The organism is Streptomyces sp. NPDC004126 (assembly GCF_050275515.1).
In the GTDB taxonomy this organism is placed as follows: domain Bacteria; phylum Actinomycetota; class Actinomycetes; order Streptomycetales; family Streptomycetaceae; genus Streptomyces.
Genome location: NZ_JBNNPF010000002.1, coordinates 70202 through 84827 on the forward strand (window position 1 = coordinate 70202; position 14626 = coordinate 84827).

At 74.8% G+C, this 14626-nt stretch carries 15 protein-coding genes; 8 read left to right on the forward strand and 7 right to left on the reverse strand.

What is annotated here, in order from left to right:
- Positions 1-5 precede the first annotated feature (5 nt).
- From ACQKM2_RS02855 to ACQKM2_RS02865, 3 genes are read right to left on the reverse strand one after another with little or no spacing between them, the layout of a single operon-like run.
- The gene (locus tag ACQKM2_RS02855) at positions 6-569 is read right to left on the reverse strand and encodes a CbrC family protein (protein WP_427705862.1); all 564 of its coding nucleotides are present in this window, start codon (positions 567-569) and stop codon (positions 6-8) included.
- A 7-nt stretch (positions 570-576) separates the two neighbouring features.
- Positions 577-924 (reverse strand): hypothetical protein, encoded by a 348-nt coding sequence (locus ACQKM2_RS02860; RefSeq protein ID WP_427705864.1) that lies wholly within the window; start codon positions 922-924, stop codon positions 577-579.
- A 36-nt stretch (positions 925-960) separates the two neighbouring features.
- The gene (locus ACQKM2_RS02865) at positions 961-1623 is read right to left on the reverse strand and encodes a GOLPH3/VPS74 family protein (protein ID WP_427705866.1); all 663 of its coding nucleotides are present in this window, start codon (positions 1621-1623) and stop codon (positions 961-963) included.
- Positions 1624-1823: 200 nt separating this feature from the next.
- Between ACQKM2_RS02865 and ACQKM2_RS02870 the strand changes: the two genes are divergently transcribed.
- From ACQKM2_RS02870 to ACQKM2_RS02885, 4 genes are all read left to right on the forward strand, one after another.
- On the forward strand, positions 1824-2255 hold the full coding sequence (locus ACQKM2_RS02870; RefSeq protein WP_427705868.1) for an ester cyclase: 432 nt from the start codon (positions 1824-1826) through the stop codon (positions 2253-2255).
- Positions 2256-2260: 5 nt separating this feature from the next.
- Entirely contained in the window at positions 2261-3079 is an 819-nt protein-coding gene (locus tag ACQKM2_RS02875) for a class I SAM-dependent methyltransferase (protein WP_427705870.1), read from the forward strand.
- 80 nt (positions 3080-3159) lie between these two features.
- Entirely contained in the window at positions 3160-5397 is a 2238-nt protein-coding gene (locus ACQKM2_RS02880) for a substrate-binding domain-containing protein (RefSeq protein WP_427705872.1), read from the forward strand.
- A 47-nt stretch (positions 5398-5444) separates the two neighbouring features.
- Entirely contained in the window at positions 5445-5909 is a 465-nt protein-coding gene (locus ACQKM2_RS02885; protein ID WP_427705874.1) for a type II toxin-antitoxin system PemK/MazF family toxin, read from the forward strand.
- A gap of 76 nt (positions 5910-5985) precedes the next feature.
- Here the strand turns inward: ACQKM2_RS02885 and ACQKM2_RS02890 are convergent, their stop codons facing one another.
- Positions 5986-6801, reverse strand: a complete 816-nt coding sequence (locus ACQKM2_RS02890; protein ID WP_427705876.1) for a TIGR02452 family protein — start codon at positions 6799-6801, stop codon at positions 5986-5988.
- Between the two features lie 109 nt (positions 6802-6910).
- Between ACQKM2_RS02890 and egtA the strand changes: the two genes are divergently transcribed.
- From egtA to egtD, 4 genes are read left to right on the forward strand one after another with little or no spacing between them, the layout of a single operon-like run.
- A complete protein-coding gene (gene egtA, locus ACQKM2_RS02895; protein ID WP_427705878.1) occupies positions 6911-8347 on the forward strand; it encodes an ergothioneine biosynthesis glutamate--cysteine ligase EgtA in 1437 nt (478 codons plus the stop codon).
- Positions 8344-9678: an ergothioneine biosynthesis protein EgtB gene (gene egtB / locus ACQKM2_RS02900; protein ID WP_427705880.1), complete on the forward strand. Its 1335-nt coding sequence runs from the start codon at positions 8344-8346 to the stop codon at positions 9676-9678. The genes egtA and egtB overlap by 4 nt, the downstream gene beginning before the upstream one ends.
- Positions 9678-10436, forward strand: a complete 759-nt coding sequence (gene egtC / locus ACQKM2_RS02905; RefSeq protein ID WP_427705882.1) for an ergothioneine biosynthesis protein EgtC — start codon at positions 9678-9680, stop codon at positions 10434-10436. Before egtB ends, egtC begins: the two co-directional genes overlap by 1 nt.
- The gene (gene egtD, locus ACQKM2_RS02910) at positions 10433-11398 is read left to right on the forward strand and encodes an L-histidine N(alpha)-methyltransferase (protein WP_427705884.1); all 966 of its coding nucleotides are present in this window, start codon (positions 10433-10435) and stop codon (positions 11396-11398) included. The genes egtC and egtD overlap by 4 nt, the downstream gene beginning before the upstream one ends.
- Here egtD and ACQKM2_RS02915 read toward each other — a convergent pair.
- The 3 genes from ACQKM2_RS02915 to ACQKM2_RS02925 all read right to left on the reverse strand — a co-directional run bounded on the left by ACQKM2_RS02915 (position 11290) and on the right by ACQKM2_RS02925 (position 14490).
- On the reverse strand, positions 11290-12252 hold the full coding sequence (locus ACQKM2_RS02915; protein WP_427705886.1) for a lysophospholipid acyltransferase family protein: 963 nt from the start codon (positions 12250-12252) through the stop codon (positions 11290-11292). The genes egtD and ACQKM2_RS02915 overlap by 109 nt on opposite strands.
- Complete coding sequence (locus ACQKM2_RS02920; protein WP_427705888.1) at positions 12249-13061, reverse strand: GNAT family N-acetyltransferase; 813 nt, start codon at positions 13059-13061, stop codon at positions 12249-12251. The genes ACQKM2_RS02915 and ACQKM2_RS02920 overlap by 4 nt, the downstream gene beginning before the upstream one ends.
- 166 nt (positions 13062-13227) lie before the next feature.
- Positions 13228-14490, reverse strand: coding sequence for an extracellular solute-binding protein (locus ACQKM2_RS02925; RefSeq protein ID WP_427705890.1), 1263 nt, complete (start codon positions 14488-14490; stop codon positions 13228-13230).
- Between the last annotated feature and the right edge of the window lie 136 nt (positions 14491-14626).

Here is a 14626-nt window from a genome sequence, read left to right on the forward strand (position 1 = left end):
GCTCCTCAGCCGATGTCCCAGGACGCCAGGGCCGCGCCGCAGTGCAGACAGCGGAAGAGGTAGGCGGTCGGCTCCCCGGCCCGGTCCAGGCCCCGCAGGAACCGCTCGGTCTCCGGCGGCGCCCAGCCGTGACGCCGGCGGTCCTCGCGGAGCACGGCCAGTGCCTCCGGCCAGGCCTCCAGCTCGCGGTATCCGGCGGGGCCGAGAAAGGCCGCCCCGTCCCCGCAGTGGTACAGCCAGGACTCCTGCTGCCAGCCGGAGAAGCCGGGGGTGCGCCGGGTGATCTCTTCGACGACGGACAGCGGCACGTCGTCGGGTACGTCAAGGGCATCGCTGAACACGGCGGGCGACTCGAAGCCGTCATCGCCGCCGCCTGTGACGCCCAGGGCGCGTGACGCCGCCCCGGAGTGGATGCAGTGCAGGCAGAGGGAGTCAGGTTGCCCTCCGTAGACGGGGCCTCGATAGCGGATCCGTCGAGGCATGCCGCAGACACTGCAGACATGGTCGGCGGGCACCGCGGACCCGCTGGCCAGCGGGTCGGGGTGGTAACGGAAGGTCGGCTCTGCCACGGAACCATCATGCCGACCGGCAGCGGAGCCCCGAGGAGCGGGCTCCCCCGCGAGCGGCGGGAGCGCCCGGACCGCTGCCTCCGGCAGGACTCCGCCTAGAACGGCGGGTGGTCGTCGTAGCCCCGGGGGGGGTCGGCGGGGGGACTTCGGGGAGGGGGGTGCGCAGGAGGGTGACGGCTTCCTGCGGGCGGCCCAGGTCCGCCAGGAGCTCGGCGAGTTCCTGGCGGTGCCGCAGGCGGTCCGGCTCCAGGAGGGCCGCGGCTTCCTCCGGGCGGCCGGCTCCGGCCAGGAGGTGGGCCAGGTCCTCCACCGCGTACCAGCTGGCGCCCTCCGCGTGCGCGCGGGTCTGCTCCACCACCGCCTCGTCGGGCCTGGGCCTGCCGCCCCGGTCTCAGATGAGGATCGTGGTCGTCGTCACCACCGTGACCGCGGTCATCGCCGCCTGCGTGTCGCGGATCGCGGTGCGGACGCTCTCGGCCGCCCACTGGCCGTCGGATATCTCCGCCATCCGCGCTTCCACCGCCTTGCGCGGGCCGTCGGGGAAGGCCAGGCCGTGCAGCTTCGCGGAGTGGATCAGTGCGATGAGGCCGGCCGTCCGGGTGTCCGGCTCCGCGCCCTCCAGCACGACGGCGGCGAGGCGGGCGCGCAGCTCGCGTTCGACCGTGCCGTCCGCTTCGGGGTAGCGGCGCACCGGGAACATCCCGAGCACCTTGCGCTTCTCCTCCACGATCACCCCGCGCTCGCACAGCCGCTCCACGGCCGCGGTGACGGCCCTGGGCTGGTCCCTCGTCAGCCAGTCCGTCGGACGGTGCCGTCCGCGTCCCCGCAGCCAGGTCCCGATCAGCTCCGCGCGACCGTCGAGGAGCGGCTCTCCGGTCGGGCTGGGGTCCGTCACGACGACCGCCTCGCCGTTGACGGAGACCCGTTCGGCCAGGACCAGTTCGAGCAGGAACCCTCCGGCGACGGCCCAGCCCGCCGCCTGCCGCTGCTGCGCGGAGCCGGACTCGTCGTCCAGCGAGAGCAGCACGATCTCCTCCGCCAGTGTGATCGCCATACCGCTACCCCCGCACGCTCCGTGATCGTCCTCTCGACAGGTGAGACGCCGGACGACCGGCAGGAGTTCCCGCACGGCCCTCCCGGCTTCTTGGGTGCGGGTTGACGGTGGCTTGACCACCCTCATACCCGGCCCGCCTATGCTCACGGCGAGCCGATCGAGTGGATCTTGACCGGGATTCCGAGGGGGAGTACGCGGCAATGGACGTGCAGCAGCACAACAAGCAGGCGGTACTGGGGTTCTTCCAGGCCGTGAGCGAGCGACGGTCCGAGGACCTGGGCCGGTTCATGGCGCCGGACGTCGTGGACCACAACCAGATCATCCACGGTGAGGCCGACGTCCCCGGAGCGGCCTTCGACGGACTGCGACAGCAGCTCGACGCGTTCGACCCGCTGACCGTCCGCGTGCAGGAACTCGTGGCGGAGGACGACCGCGTCGTCGCCCGCGTCCTCCAGTCCGGCACCCACGGCGGCGCGCACCCCCGCATGCCGGAGCCGACCGGCCGGAACTTCGAGATCGAGGCCATCTGGCTGTTCACGCTGGCCGGGGGCCGGATCTCGCAGATCCGCGCCGTCAGTGACCGGCTCGGCCTGTTCGTCCAGCTGGGCTGGGCCTGGCCGGACGCGGGCTGACGCGCATGACCGGTCCGGAGCACGTCGACATGGCGCGCGCCCAGGTCTTCGGCGAGGTGGCCGAGGTCTACGACGCCGCGCGCCCGGGATACGCGGACGCCCTGGTGGCGGACGTCCTGGCCTACGCGGAGCTGGGCGGCCGGACGGCGCTGGAGGTCGGAGCCGGCACCGGCAAGGCCACGGTGCCGTTCGCCGAGCTGGGCACGCCGCTCGTGTGCGTCGAGCCCGACCCGCGGATGGCCGCGCTGCTGCGGCGCAACACCGCCCGCTTCCCGGGCGTCCGCGTCCACGTGGGCGGGTTCGAGGAGTGGCATCCGGGCGGGCGGCGGTTCGGGCTGCTGCTGGCCGCCGCGTCCTGGCACTGGGTGGACCCCGGGCGGCGCTGGGACCTGGCCCACGCCGCGCTCGCGCCCGGCGGGGCGGTGGCCCTGTTCTGGAACCCGCAGGGGGTGCGCGATCCCGGGGTGCACGCCGCCCTGGCGGAGGTGGATGCCTGCCACGGCATGTCCGGCACCCCGCACGGCGAGCCGGCGTCCTCGTACGGCGACGAGGCCGGGAACTGGGCGGGGCTCCCGGGCTGGCCCGAGGAGGAGTGCCGCCGCGACGGCCGTTTCACCGACGTGCGCGGCGTCCGCCACCGCCAGGAGCTCCGCTACGACACCGAGCGCTACCTGGGCTACCTGGCCTCGCTCTCCCGCTACCGCGTCCTCTCCCCCGACCGGCGGGAGGCGGTCCTCGCGGACACCGCCCGGGTCCTGGAGGCGCACGGTGGCGGCATCGCCATGGAGCACTTCAGCGACCTCTTCCTCGCCCGGGTCCGCTGAAGCCCATGTCAAGCCGAACGCCGGGGCTACCCTGATCCCGGTCCGTACGGCAGTCGGTGGGGATGGCGGGGGTTGGCAACGTGACGCTGCGGGACGGTGATCCGCGCACGGTCGGCGGCTACCGGCTGGAGGGCAGGCTCGGCGAGGGCGGGATGGGCGTGGTCTTCCGCGCGCGGTCCCTGTCCGGTCGGCAGGTCGCCGTGAAGGTCATCCGGCCCGAGCTGGCCGGTGACCCCGCGTTCCGGCGGCGGTTCCGCCGTGAGGTCACGGCCGCCCGGCAGGTCAGCGGGGCGTTCACCGCGCCGGTGGTGGACGCGGACGCCGACGCGGAGGCGCCGTGGCTCGCCACCCTGTTCGTGACGGGGCCCTCACTGGCTGAACGGGTGTACGGACGGGGCCCGTTGCCGGCGGCCGAGGTGTGGCTGCTGGCGGCCGGGCTGGCGGAGGCGCTGCGGGACATCCACCGGGTGGGGCTGGTGCACCGGGACCTCAAGCCCCACAACGTGCTGCTCGCGCAGGACGGGCCCCGGGTCATCGACTTCGGCATCGCGCGGGCCGTGGACGGGGCCGACGCGACGGCGCTGACCGGGACCGGGGTGGTGGTCGGCACGCCGCGATTCATGGCGCCGGAGCAGTTCCGGCGCGGCGAAGTGGGCCCGGCCTCGGACGTGTTCGCGCTGGGCTCGGTCCTGGTCCACGCCGCCACCGGCCACGGCCCGTTCGACGGCGACCACTCCCACGCCGTGGGTTTCCGGGTGGTCTACGAGGACCCGGACCTGACGGGCCTGCCCCCGGAACTGCTGCCGCTGGTGGAGTCCTGCCTCGCCAAGGACCCCGACGACCGCCCCACGGTCCCCGGCCTCCTCACCCTCCTGGCCGCCGGCCCGGCCCCGGTGACCCCGGCCGGCGTACCGGGTCCCGACCGCACACCGGACCCCGCGCCACCGCCGCCCCCGGCCGCAGCCGCAGCCGCAGCCGCAGCCGCAGCCGCAGCCGCAGCGTTCCCAACCGTGCCGGACGAGCCCGCCCAGACCCCGGTGGCGGACGCGTACCGGGCGCCGGAAGGCGTCTTCGGGCCCCCGCCGTCCGTCGAGCCGGAGCCGCAGCCGCAGCCGCAGCCCGCGGTGCCGGACTCCCGGCAGGAACGCGTCCACGCGATGCGCAAGGCCGAGGGGCTCCGGGTCAAGCGGCGCAACCGGCGCCTTGGGATCGCGGTGGCCGTGGGCGTCGTACTGGCGCTCGGGGTCGCGGCGGTGCCAGTGGTGAAGGGGATGATGGGCGACGGCAAGGGGGGCCGCTCCGCCGGCTCCGGCGGGTCGACCCCCCGGCCCGACACGCCGGTCTGCGGGCCCGACGGGGCCGTCAACGCTGCCGGGGCCAGTTCCGTCAAGGTGGCCATGGACCGCTGGGTGGCCGACTACCAGGCGGCCTGCCCCAACGCCCGGACGAACTACGCGGCCACCGGCACCGGCGCCGGGATCCAGCAGTTCAAGGACGGCTCGGCCGACTTCGCCGTGGTCGACCGGCTCCTGACGCCGGCCCAGGCCGAGTCCGCCAGTACCCGCTGCCCCGGCGGGAAGCCGGTCCAGCTGCCGCTCGGTGTGCTGCCCGTGGCCGTCGTCGTCAACCTGCCCGGGGTGGACGCGCTCACCCTGGACGCGCCCGCCCTCGCCCGGATCTTCCACGGCCAGATCACCCGCTGGAACCACGCGGAGATCGCCGCGGTCAACCCGGGCCGGCTCCTGCCCGACACGGAGATCCAGGTGGTCACCCCGACCGACGAGTCCACCACGACCCTGACCTTCACCCAGTACCTCTCGGCCGTCGTGCCCACCGGCTGGGGGAGCATCCCCCAGTCCTCTCTGACGGCCGTCGGCAACGGGCCCGGCGTGGCCACCAGCGCCGTGGCCCGGACGGTCAAGCAGACCGCCGGCTCCGTCTCCTTCACCCGTCCCGGCGGCGAGGCCGCGGGCCTGACCACCGTCCGGATCGCGACGGGCGCGCCCGAAGCGGCCGCCGTCGGCGCGGACTCGGCCGCCAAGGCCGTGGAGAGCGGCCGAGTCACCGGCACCGGGGCGGACCTCACCGTGCAGCTGGACTACGGGACCAAGGCGGCGGGCGCCTACCCGATCGTCCAGCTCGCGTACGCCGTGGTGTGCGACCGGGGCAACAACGGCGAGACCCTGGCCCGGTACCGCCCCTTCCTCATCTCCGCCGTGTCCGAGCAGGAGCAGCGCGCTGCCGCCGAGAACGGCTACGGGGCGCTGCCGGCGGCGCTCGCGCAGAAGGTCCGCGAGAACCTCGCCACGCTCGGCTGAGCGCCGGGGCGGAGAACGAGCCCTCGAACCCTAGTAATCTCCGCGAAATGACGGCACTCTCACACCACGGCAGCAGCCACGTCGAGCAGCCCGGCCGGGACGGCCTGACCGCCACCACCGAGGCCGATCCGCGCGCCATCGGCCCGGTCCGCACCGAGTACGCCCCCGACCCGGACGGCGATCCGGACCCGGGGGAGATCGTGTGGACCTGGGTCCCGTACGAGGAGAACGACGGGCGGGGCAAGGACCGCCCGGTGCTGGTGGTCGCGCGGGAGGCGGGCGGGAGGACGCTGCTCGCCGTGCAGCTCTCCAGCAAGCGGCACGACCACGACCGGGAGTGGGTGGCGATCGGCTCGGGCCCCTGGGACGGCGCGGGCCGGGAGTCCTGGGTGGACCTGGACCGGGTGCTGCGGGTCCACGAGTCGGGCATGCGCCGCGAGGCCTGCGCGCTGGACCTGCCCCGCTTCCGCCTGGTGGTGGACCGGCTGCGCGACCTCTACGGCTGGCAGTAGCCGCCCGCCCCGCCCCGCCCCGGCCGGCATCGGGGGTCCGGCCGGCATCGGGTGCGGCCGGCATCCTCCGTGGCCGTCAGCGGACGGCGAAGGCCGCGGCGAAGGTCTCGCGGGTGCGGGGGTCGCGGTCCAGGATCCCGAACGCGACCCGTTCGAAGGTCCCCGCGAACCGGCCGGTCAGGGCCGCCCGGAAGGCCTCCGCCACCTGCGCCGGGTCGTTGCGGAACACCCCGCACCCCCACGCGCCCAGCACCAGCCGCCGGTACCCGTGCAGTGCGGCCACCTCCAGGACCAGCCCGGCGCGCCGGGCCAGGGCGGCCGGGATCTCGTGGGCGCGCCCCGGCTCCTGGCGGAGGATGGTTCCCGCGTTCGGGGCGGGGGAGGTGAGGAACCCGGCCCGGAACGGGGTGTCCAGCAGTTCGCCCCGGTCGTCGCGGAAAACCGGTACCCCGGGGGAGTGAATCACCCGGTCGGTGTAGAAGGTGCTCTTCCCCGCGCGGTGGACCTCGTAGTACTCGGGGGCCTCCAGCAGGGTCTCGTACAGGGCCGAGGCGCGGCACAGCGCCTCCTCCTGGGCCTTGGCCCCGCGGACGTACCCGCCCCCGGGATTGCGGGCCGAGGCGAAGTTGAGGACCGCCACGCCGCCCTCCCCCGCGAGGCGGCGCGCGGCGACGGTGCTGCTCTCCCCGGTGACCTCGAAGACCGTCTCGCGGCCTCCCCCGACGGGCTCCTTGCCCGGTATGGCCTGCTTCGGCCCGTATATCCTGGTTCCGGCCTTGGCTTCCGCCAGGTCGGCGGCGAGGGAGACCCGCCGCCCCGACCGCGTCCGGTACTCCCCGGACGCCGCGATCAGTGCGTTCTCCCGCGCGATCTCGCGCAATCTGCTGCTCACACCGCAATCCTCGGCCCCGGCGACCCCGGACGGCAAAGGAATTAGCGCTCCGATGAGGGGTAGGGCACGGGTGACATCACGGCCGACGACAGGAGACGAGGTTCCGGTCATGCCCGAGAACTCGCCCGCTCCATCCGCCCGTATCGCCGAGGACGACCCCCTGACCGAAGCGGCCGCCGAGGACCTCGTCCGCGGCATCTGCTTCAAGACCGGACCGCCGCGCCTGCTCGGTGCCGAGCTCGAATGGCTCGTCCTGGACGCCGAGCGGCCCTGGCTGCCGCTGCCCCCCGAGAGGCTGACCGCCGCCCACGCGGCCGCCCGCGCACTGCCCCTGAACTCCCGGCTCACCGTCGAGCCCGGCGGCCAGCTGGAACTCAGCTCGGCCCCCGCCGACTCCCTCACCGCCTGCCTGGACGGCCTGCGGGCCGACCTCACCGCCGTCCGCGGCGCCCTGCACGGCCAGGGCCTCGTCCTGCGCGGCCTCGGCCAGGACCCCCGGACACCGCTCGACCGGCTGCTGGCCAGCCCGCGCTACGACGCGATGGAGACCTACTTCGACCGGACCGGCCCCGCCGGGCGCGCCATGATGCGCTCCACCGCCTCCGTGCAGGTGTGCGTGGACGCCGGCCACGAGGAGCCCGGCCCGCTCGGCCACGGGCGGCGCTGGCACCTCGCCCACCTGCTGGGCGCCGTCCTCGTCGCCGTCTTCGCCAACTCCCCCGGCCGCCGCGACGGCCCCTACCGGGGCTGGCGGTGCGCCCGGCAGGGCATCTGGAGCGACATCGACCCGCGGCGCGCGCTCGCCCCCCCGCCGGCGGCCGAGCCCCGGGCCGGCTGGGTCCGGCACGCGCTGGACACCGAGGTGATGTGCGTGCGCGCGCCCGGTAACGGCCCCTGGACGGTGCCGAGCGGGCTGAGCTTCCGCGACTGGCTGCGCACGGAGCCGCGTACGGGACCGCGTACGGGCGCCGGGCGGCGGCCCACCGCCGAGGACCTGGAGTACCACCTCACCACCCTCTTCCCGCCCGTCCGGCCGCGCGGCCACCTGGAGCTGCGGATGATCGACGCGCAGCCGGGCGAGGACGGCTGGCTGGTCCCGGTCGCGCTCGTGCACGCGCTCTTCGACGACCCCGGGGCGGCCGAGACCGCCTACCGGGCGGTGAAGGCGCTGGCCGACGCGTACGGATCCCAGTGCGCGCCGCGCAACCCCCTGTGGCGGACCGCCGCCCGGTCGGGGCTCGCGGATCCGGAGCTGCGCACGGCCGCCGCCGTGTGCTTCCGGGCGGCGGCCGAGGCGCTGCCCCGGCTCGGGGCGGGCAGCGAGGTCCAGGACGCGGTGGGCGCCTTCGAGGAGCGCTACGTGCGGCGCGGGCGCTGCCCGGCCGACGACGCCGAAGCCGAATCCGGAGCCGAATCCGGGGCCGGCGGCAGAGCCGGAGCCGCGGGCCGGGCCGTCAAGGCCCGCGCCACCGCGACCGCCACCGCCGGACCCGGCGCGGGGGAACACCGGCGCCGGCCCACCGCCGCGAAGGGACCCCGCCCGTGACCTCCGAGACCCGCCCGGGAATCCACCCCGGGATCCACCCCGAGCTGCTGCGCGAGCGCGCCGCGGCCGCCCTCACCGCCGCCCGCGCCCGTACCGCGGTGCTGACCGACGCGGTGAGCGACCAGGACCTGACCGCGCAGCACTCCCCCCTGATGTCCCCGCTGGTCTGGGACCTGGCGCACATCGGGAACCAGGAGGAGCTGTGGCTGCTCGGCCGGGTGGCCGGCCGGGAGTCCATGCACCCGGAGATCAACTCCCTCTACGACGCCTTCGAGCATCCCCGCTCCGAGCGGCCGAAGCTGCCCCTGCTGGGTCCGGAGGCGGCCCGCCGGTACGCGGCCGAGGTGCGCGGCCGCGTCTTCGCCCTGCTGGAGAGCACTCCGCTGGAGGGCACGGCCCTGCTCGACGAGGGCTTCGTGTTCGGGATGATCGCCCAGCACGAACAGCAGCACGACGAGACGATGCTGATCACCCATCAGCTGCGGGCCGGCGCCCCGGTGCTGGCCGCCCCGGACCCGGACCCGCCGCAGGGGCCGCCGCCGCCGGCGGCGGAAGTCCTCGTCCCGGCGGGCCCGTTCACCATGGGCACCTCCACCGAGCCCTGGGCGCTGGACAACGAACGGCCCGCGCACGTGCGGGAGGTGGCGTCCTTCCGGATCGACACGGTCCCGGTGACCAACACCGCCTACCAGGCCTTCATCGCGGACGGCGGCTACCGGGAACGCCGCTGGTGGGCCCCCGAGGGCTGGGAGCAGATCCGGGCGCACGACATCGGGGCCCCGCTGTTCTGGCACCGCGAGGGCGGCCAGTGGCTGCGCCGCCGCTTCGGGGTGACCGAGCCCGTACCCGATGAAGAACCGGTTCTGCACGTCAGCTGGTACGAGGCAGACGCGTACGCCCGCTGGGCGGGCCGACGGCTGCCCACCGAGGCGGAGTGGGAGAAGGCCGCCCGCCACGACCCGGCCTCCGGCCGCTCCCGCCGCTACCCCTGGGGCGACGCCGACCCCACCCCCGCCCACGCCAACCTGGGCCAGCGCCACCTGCGCCCCTCCGCGGCGGGCGGCTACCCGGCCGGGACCTCCCCGCTGGGGGTGCGCCAGCTGATCGGCGACGTGTGGGAGTGGACGTCCTCGGACTTCCTGCCCTACCCGGGCTTCCGCGCCTTCCCCTACCGGGAGTACTCGGAGGTGTTCTTCGGCCCGGCGCACAAGGTGCTGCGCGGCGGCTCCTTCGCCGTGGACCCGGTGGCCTGCCGGGGCACGTTCCGCAACTGGGACCTGCCGGTGCGGCGGCAGATCTTCTCCGGCTTCCGCACCGCGAGGGACGTCTGATGTGCCGTCATCTCGCCTATCTGGGTCCGGCCGTGGCGCTGGAGCGGCTGCTGAGCGAGCCCGAGCACTCCCTGGTCCGCCAGTCCTGGCAGCCGCGCCGCCAGCGGTTCGGCACCGTCAACGCGGACGGCTTCGGCGTCGGCTGGTACGCCGAGGGCGACCCGGCCCCGGCCCGCTACCGGCGCGCCGGGCCGGTCTGGGGCGACCTCACCTTCGCCGACCTCGCCCGCGTGGTGCGCAGCGCCGCGTTCCTGGCGGCCGTGCGCGACGCCACGCTGCCGGGCGCCGACGGGGAGGCCGCCGCGGCGCCCTTCGCCTCGGGGCCGTGGCTGTTCAGCCACAACGGGGCCGTGCGGGACTGGCCCGACGCGGCGGGTCCGCTCGCCGCCGCCCTGCCGCCGCGGGAGCTGCTCCAGCTGGCGGCGCGCACGGATTCGGCGCTGGTCTGGGCGCTGGTGCTGCGCCGGCTGCGGGAGGGCGACGACATGGGCACCGCCCTGGCGGAGCCGGTCCGCGAGCTGTCCGCGGCGGCCCCGGGCTCCCGGCTGAACCTGCTGCTGACCGACGGCGCCACGATCGCGGCGACCGCCTGGGGCGACTCCCTGTGGTACCTGGCCGATCCGGCGGCGGGGCGCGTGGTCGTGGCGTCCGAGCCGCACGACGACGACGCCCGCTGGTGCGAGGTGCCCGACCGGACCCTGCTGACCGCCACCCGCACGCGGGTCGCCCTGACCCCCCTCAAGGAGACCTCCCCGTGAGCGATTTCCAGTTGACCCGGACCCTGGACGAGCACGCCGCCGACAAGGCGCTGCGCGCCGACGTCCAGGGCGGCCTGACCCGCTTCCCGAAGGAGCTGCCGCCGAAGTGGTTCTACGACGCCCGGGGCAGTGAACTCTTCGAGGAGATCACCCGGCTGCCGGAGTACTACCCGACCCGCGCCGAGCGGGAGATCCTGCTGGAGCGGGCCGGGGAGATCGCCGCGGTGAGCGGGGCGCGCACCCTGGTGGAGCTGGGCTCCGGCTCCTCGGAGAAGACCCGGCACCTGATCGAGGCGATGCCGGCGCTGCGGACGTACGTGCCGGTGGACGTCAGCGAGAGCGCCCTCGTCGGGGCGGGCGAGCCGCTGCCGGCGCGGCATCCGGGCCTGCGGGTGCACGCACTGCTGGCCGACTTCACGAAGCCGCTGCACCTGCCGGACTCCGAGGGGCCCCGGCTGGTGGTGTTCCTGGGCGGCACGATCGGCAACCTGCTGCCGCCGGAGCGGGCGGTGTTCCTGGCGTCCGTACGGGCGATGCTGTCGCCCGGGGACGCGCTGCTGCTCGGCACCGACCTGGTGAAGGACGAGGCCGTGCTGGTGGCCGCGTACGACGACGCGCGGGGGGTGACGGCCGAGTTCAACAAGAACGTGCTGGCGGTCATCGACCGCGAGCTGGGCGCGGACTTCCACACCGCCGACTTCGACCACGTGGCGGTGTGGAACCGGGAGCACGAGTGGATCGAGATGCGCCTGCGGGCCCGGCAGGCGGTGACGGTCAAGGTCCGGGCGCTGGACCTGCTGGTTCCGTTCGAGGCGGGCGAGGACATCCTGACGGAGGTCTCCGCGAAGTTCCGTCAGGACGGGGTGCGCAAGGAACTGGCGGAAGCCGGGCTCGAACTGACGCACTGGTGGACGGACGCGGCGGGCCGCTTCGCGCTGTCCCTGTCGGTGGCCGAGGGCTGATCCGGCTCCCCGCCGGGCCGCTGCTGCCCGGGTATGCCGGTCAGCAGCGGCAGTTCCCGCCCGGTGGTGCCGAGTACGGCCTCCCGCGCGGCCGCCGCCAGCACGCGGCGGTCGGCGTGGCGGCCCGGCGGGATGCGCGGCAGCAGCCGCACCTCGGCCCGCACCCCGCGCGCCCGGGCGATCCGCCACAGGGAGGCGGTCAGCGGGTCGTCCCCGACGAAGGCGGGCGCCCCGGCGAGCGATCCGTCCGCCAGCCGGTACGCGATCCGCAGGGGCTGTACGGGTACCCGTGCGTCCAGCGCCGACTGGAACGCGGCCCGCCGGAAGGGCCCCTGGGCGCGCCCGCACCAGGTGGAGCCCTCGGGGAAGACGGTGACCCGGTCCCCGGCCAGCATCGCGCCGGCGAGGGCCGCGACCGTGCGGGGCAGGCACCGGATCCGGTCGCGTTCGATGAACAGGGTGCCCGCCCGGGCGGCGAGCGGGCCGATCACCGGCCAGGCGCCGATCTCGCTCTTGGCCAGCATCCGGCTGGGCAGGACGGCGGCGACGAGCGGGACGTCCAGCCAGGAGATGTGGTTGGCGACGACCAGGCTGCCCCCGGCCGGGCCCGGGGTGCCGTGCACGGTGATCCGTATCCCCATGGACCGGACGAGCGCGGCGGACCAGGCCCGGACCAGGGCGTGCCGGGGCCTGGCTGGCAGCAGCCGGACCGGCGGGGCGGCCGGGACGGCGAGCAGGACCAGGGCGAGGGCGGTGGCGAGCCGCAGCACCGCCCGGACCGCGCCGGCGGGCTTCCCCGGCTGGTGCGCGCAGGCCCCGGGGGTACAGGGCGAGGTGGGCAGCCAGGTGTTCATGCGCCCGGGGCGAGCGAGAGGAAGTGGTTCAGGTAGCGCGGGTTGGTCCGGCGCAGGGAGAGCAGCACGTAGAGGTCGGCGCAGCCGAACTCGGCGTCGAAGGCGGGCTCCCCGCAGACCCAGGCGCCGAGGCGGATGTAGCCGCGCAGCAGGGGCGGCAGCTCCGTGCGGCCGGGGACGGTGATCCCTCCGGGGCTCCAGGGCAGGTGCGGGGTGACGCGGTACTCCTGCGGGGCGAGGTTGCGGGTGAGGACGGTCTCGCGGGTGGCGGCGGCCAGCACCCCGCCGTCGGCCAGCGGTATCGAGCAGCACCCGGCGAGCCAGTTGTGGCCGGTCCGCTCCATGTAGCGGGCCAGGCCGGCCCAGATCAGGGCGATGACGGCGCCGTTGCGGTGGTCGGGGTGGACGCAGGACCGGCCGACCTCGACCAGGTCGGGGCGGATCGGGGCGAGGGCGGAGAGGTCGAACTCGCCCTCGGAGTAGAGGCGGCCGGCGATGGCGGCCCGCTCCGGCGGCAGCAGCCGGTAGGTGCCGACGACCTGGCCGGTCTCCTCGTCGAGGACCAGGAGGTGATCGCAGTACGCGTCGAAGGCGTCGGCGTCCAGGCCGGGCTCGGGGCCGTCGAGGCGGGCGCCGAGCTCTCCGGCGAAGACCTGGTGGCGCAGCCGCTGGGCGGCGCGGACCTCGTCCTCGTCGCGGGCGAGGCGGACGGTGTAGCGGGGGGCGGTGGGCGCCGCGGCGGGAGCCGTGGGGGCGGCGGCCGGGGCTGGGTGTGCGAGGGGGGACGGGGACAGGGGGGCGATGGTCATGGCTGCTCCTGATCCGGGCACGGGGAGCCGGGTCCGCAGGTGGCGGGCCCGGCTCCTCTACTTCTTCCGTGACCGGCTGGATTCGACATGACCGACCGGCGGACCCCGGATGTGCGGAGGCTGAACTCGGCGGTCGGCGCCGCGGCGGGTCCCCTGCCCGCGGGGGTCAGCGGTCGGAGTTGAGGACCCGGCTCATGGTGTCGGAGGCCGCCTTCGCCGCCTGGCGGGGGTCCTGGCCGCTGAGCACGGCCGTCATGTAGGGCTTGATCGGGTTGTCGGCCTCGACCTCGGCCCAGCGCGCGGACTTCGGGGTGGCGCGGCCCTGGGCGGCGCCGGGCGCCATGGCGGCGGCGCCGTCGTTGCCGTCGACCACGCGGGCGAGGGTGGTCTTGTTGGGGACGTAGCTCATGGTGCGGGCGAGTTCGGTCTGCCACTTCTCGCTGACCAGGGCGGTGATCACGTCCACGGCGCGGGCCCGGTGGGCGGTCTTCTCGGGGATGATCAGGTCGGATCCGCCGGTGAAGACGGCGCCTGCCTTGTCGGCGGTCTTGCCGGGGATGGGGAAGAAGCCGAGCTTGCCCTTGAGGGCCGGGTTGGCGGCCTCGATCTGGGCGACCTGGCCGGGGGTGGCGATGATCTGGGCGACCTGCCCGCGGGCGAAGACCTCGGACTGCGGGGGCGTCTCCTCGTCGCCGCCCTTGGGGCCGTCGCCGAGGGACTGGAGCTGCTTGTAGAAGTCCATTCCGGCGAGGGCCTTCTCGTCGTCGAGGGCGCCGACCCACTGGCCGCCGGTCTCGACGGCGAGGTCGCCGCCCTCGTCCCAGACGAACCCGGCGAGGACGTACCAGTTCTGGCCGGGCAGGTAGATGCCCTGCTGGTCGCCCTTGTCGAGCTTCTGGGTGGCGGCGATCCAGTCCTGGCGGCTCCTGGGCGGGGTCTTGATCCCGGCCGCCGCGAACAGGTCCTTGTTGTAGATCACCACCCGGTTGGCGGCGTACCAGGGGACGCCGTACTGGGCGCCGTTGACGCTTCCCGGGTCGGAGAGGCCCTTGAGCCAGTCCTTGCTGCCCCATTCGCGCAGGCCTTCGAGGGTGACCTCGGAGACGCCGCCGGTCTCGACGTACTGGGCGACCTGGGTGTTGCCGACCTCGATGACGTCGGCACGGTCCTTGGACTTGCCGCCGAGGACGGCGTTGACCTTGTCGCCGATCCCCTTCCACTCCTGGATCTTCACTTCCAGGTCGATGCCGGGGTGCTGCTTCTCGAAGTCGGCGGTGAACTTCTTGACGAAGTCCTCGGAGGCGCTGCCCTTCATCAGCCACAGGGTCACCTTGTCGGAGCCTCCGTCGGATCCCGTCGACTGGCCGCAGCCGGTCAGGGCGGTCGCGGCCGCGAGGGCCGTGCACACGGCGAGGAAGCGCATCTTCACGAGGGGTCACCTTCTGGGGATGGATCTCAGATGGCTTGAAATTGGCATAGACCAATGGACGGGTCAACCCCCTTTCGCCCGGGATTGTTCACGCATAGTTCGCGGACCGGGGCTTACTGGGGCACCGTGGAACAAG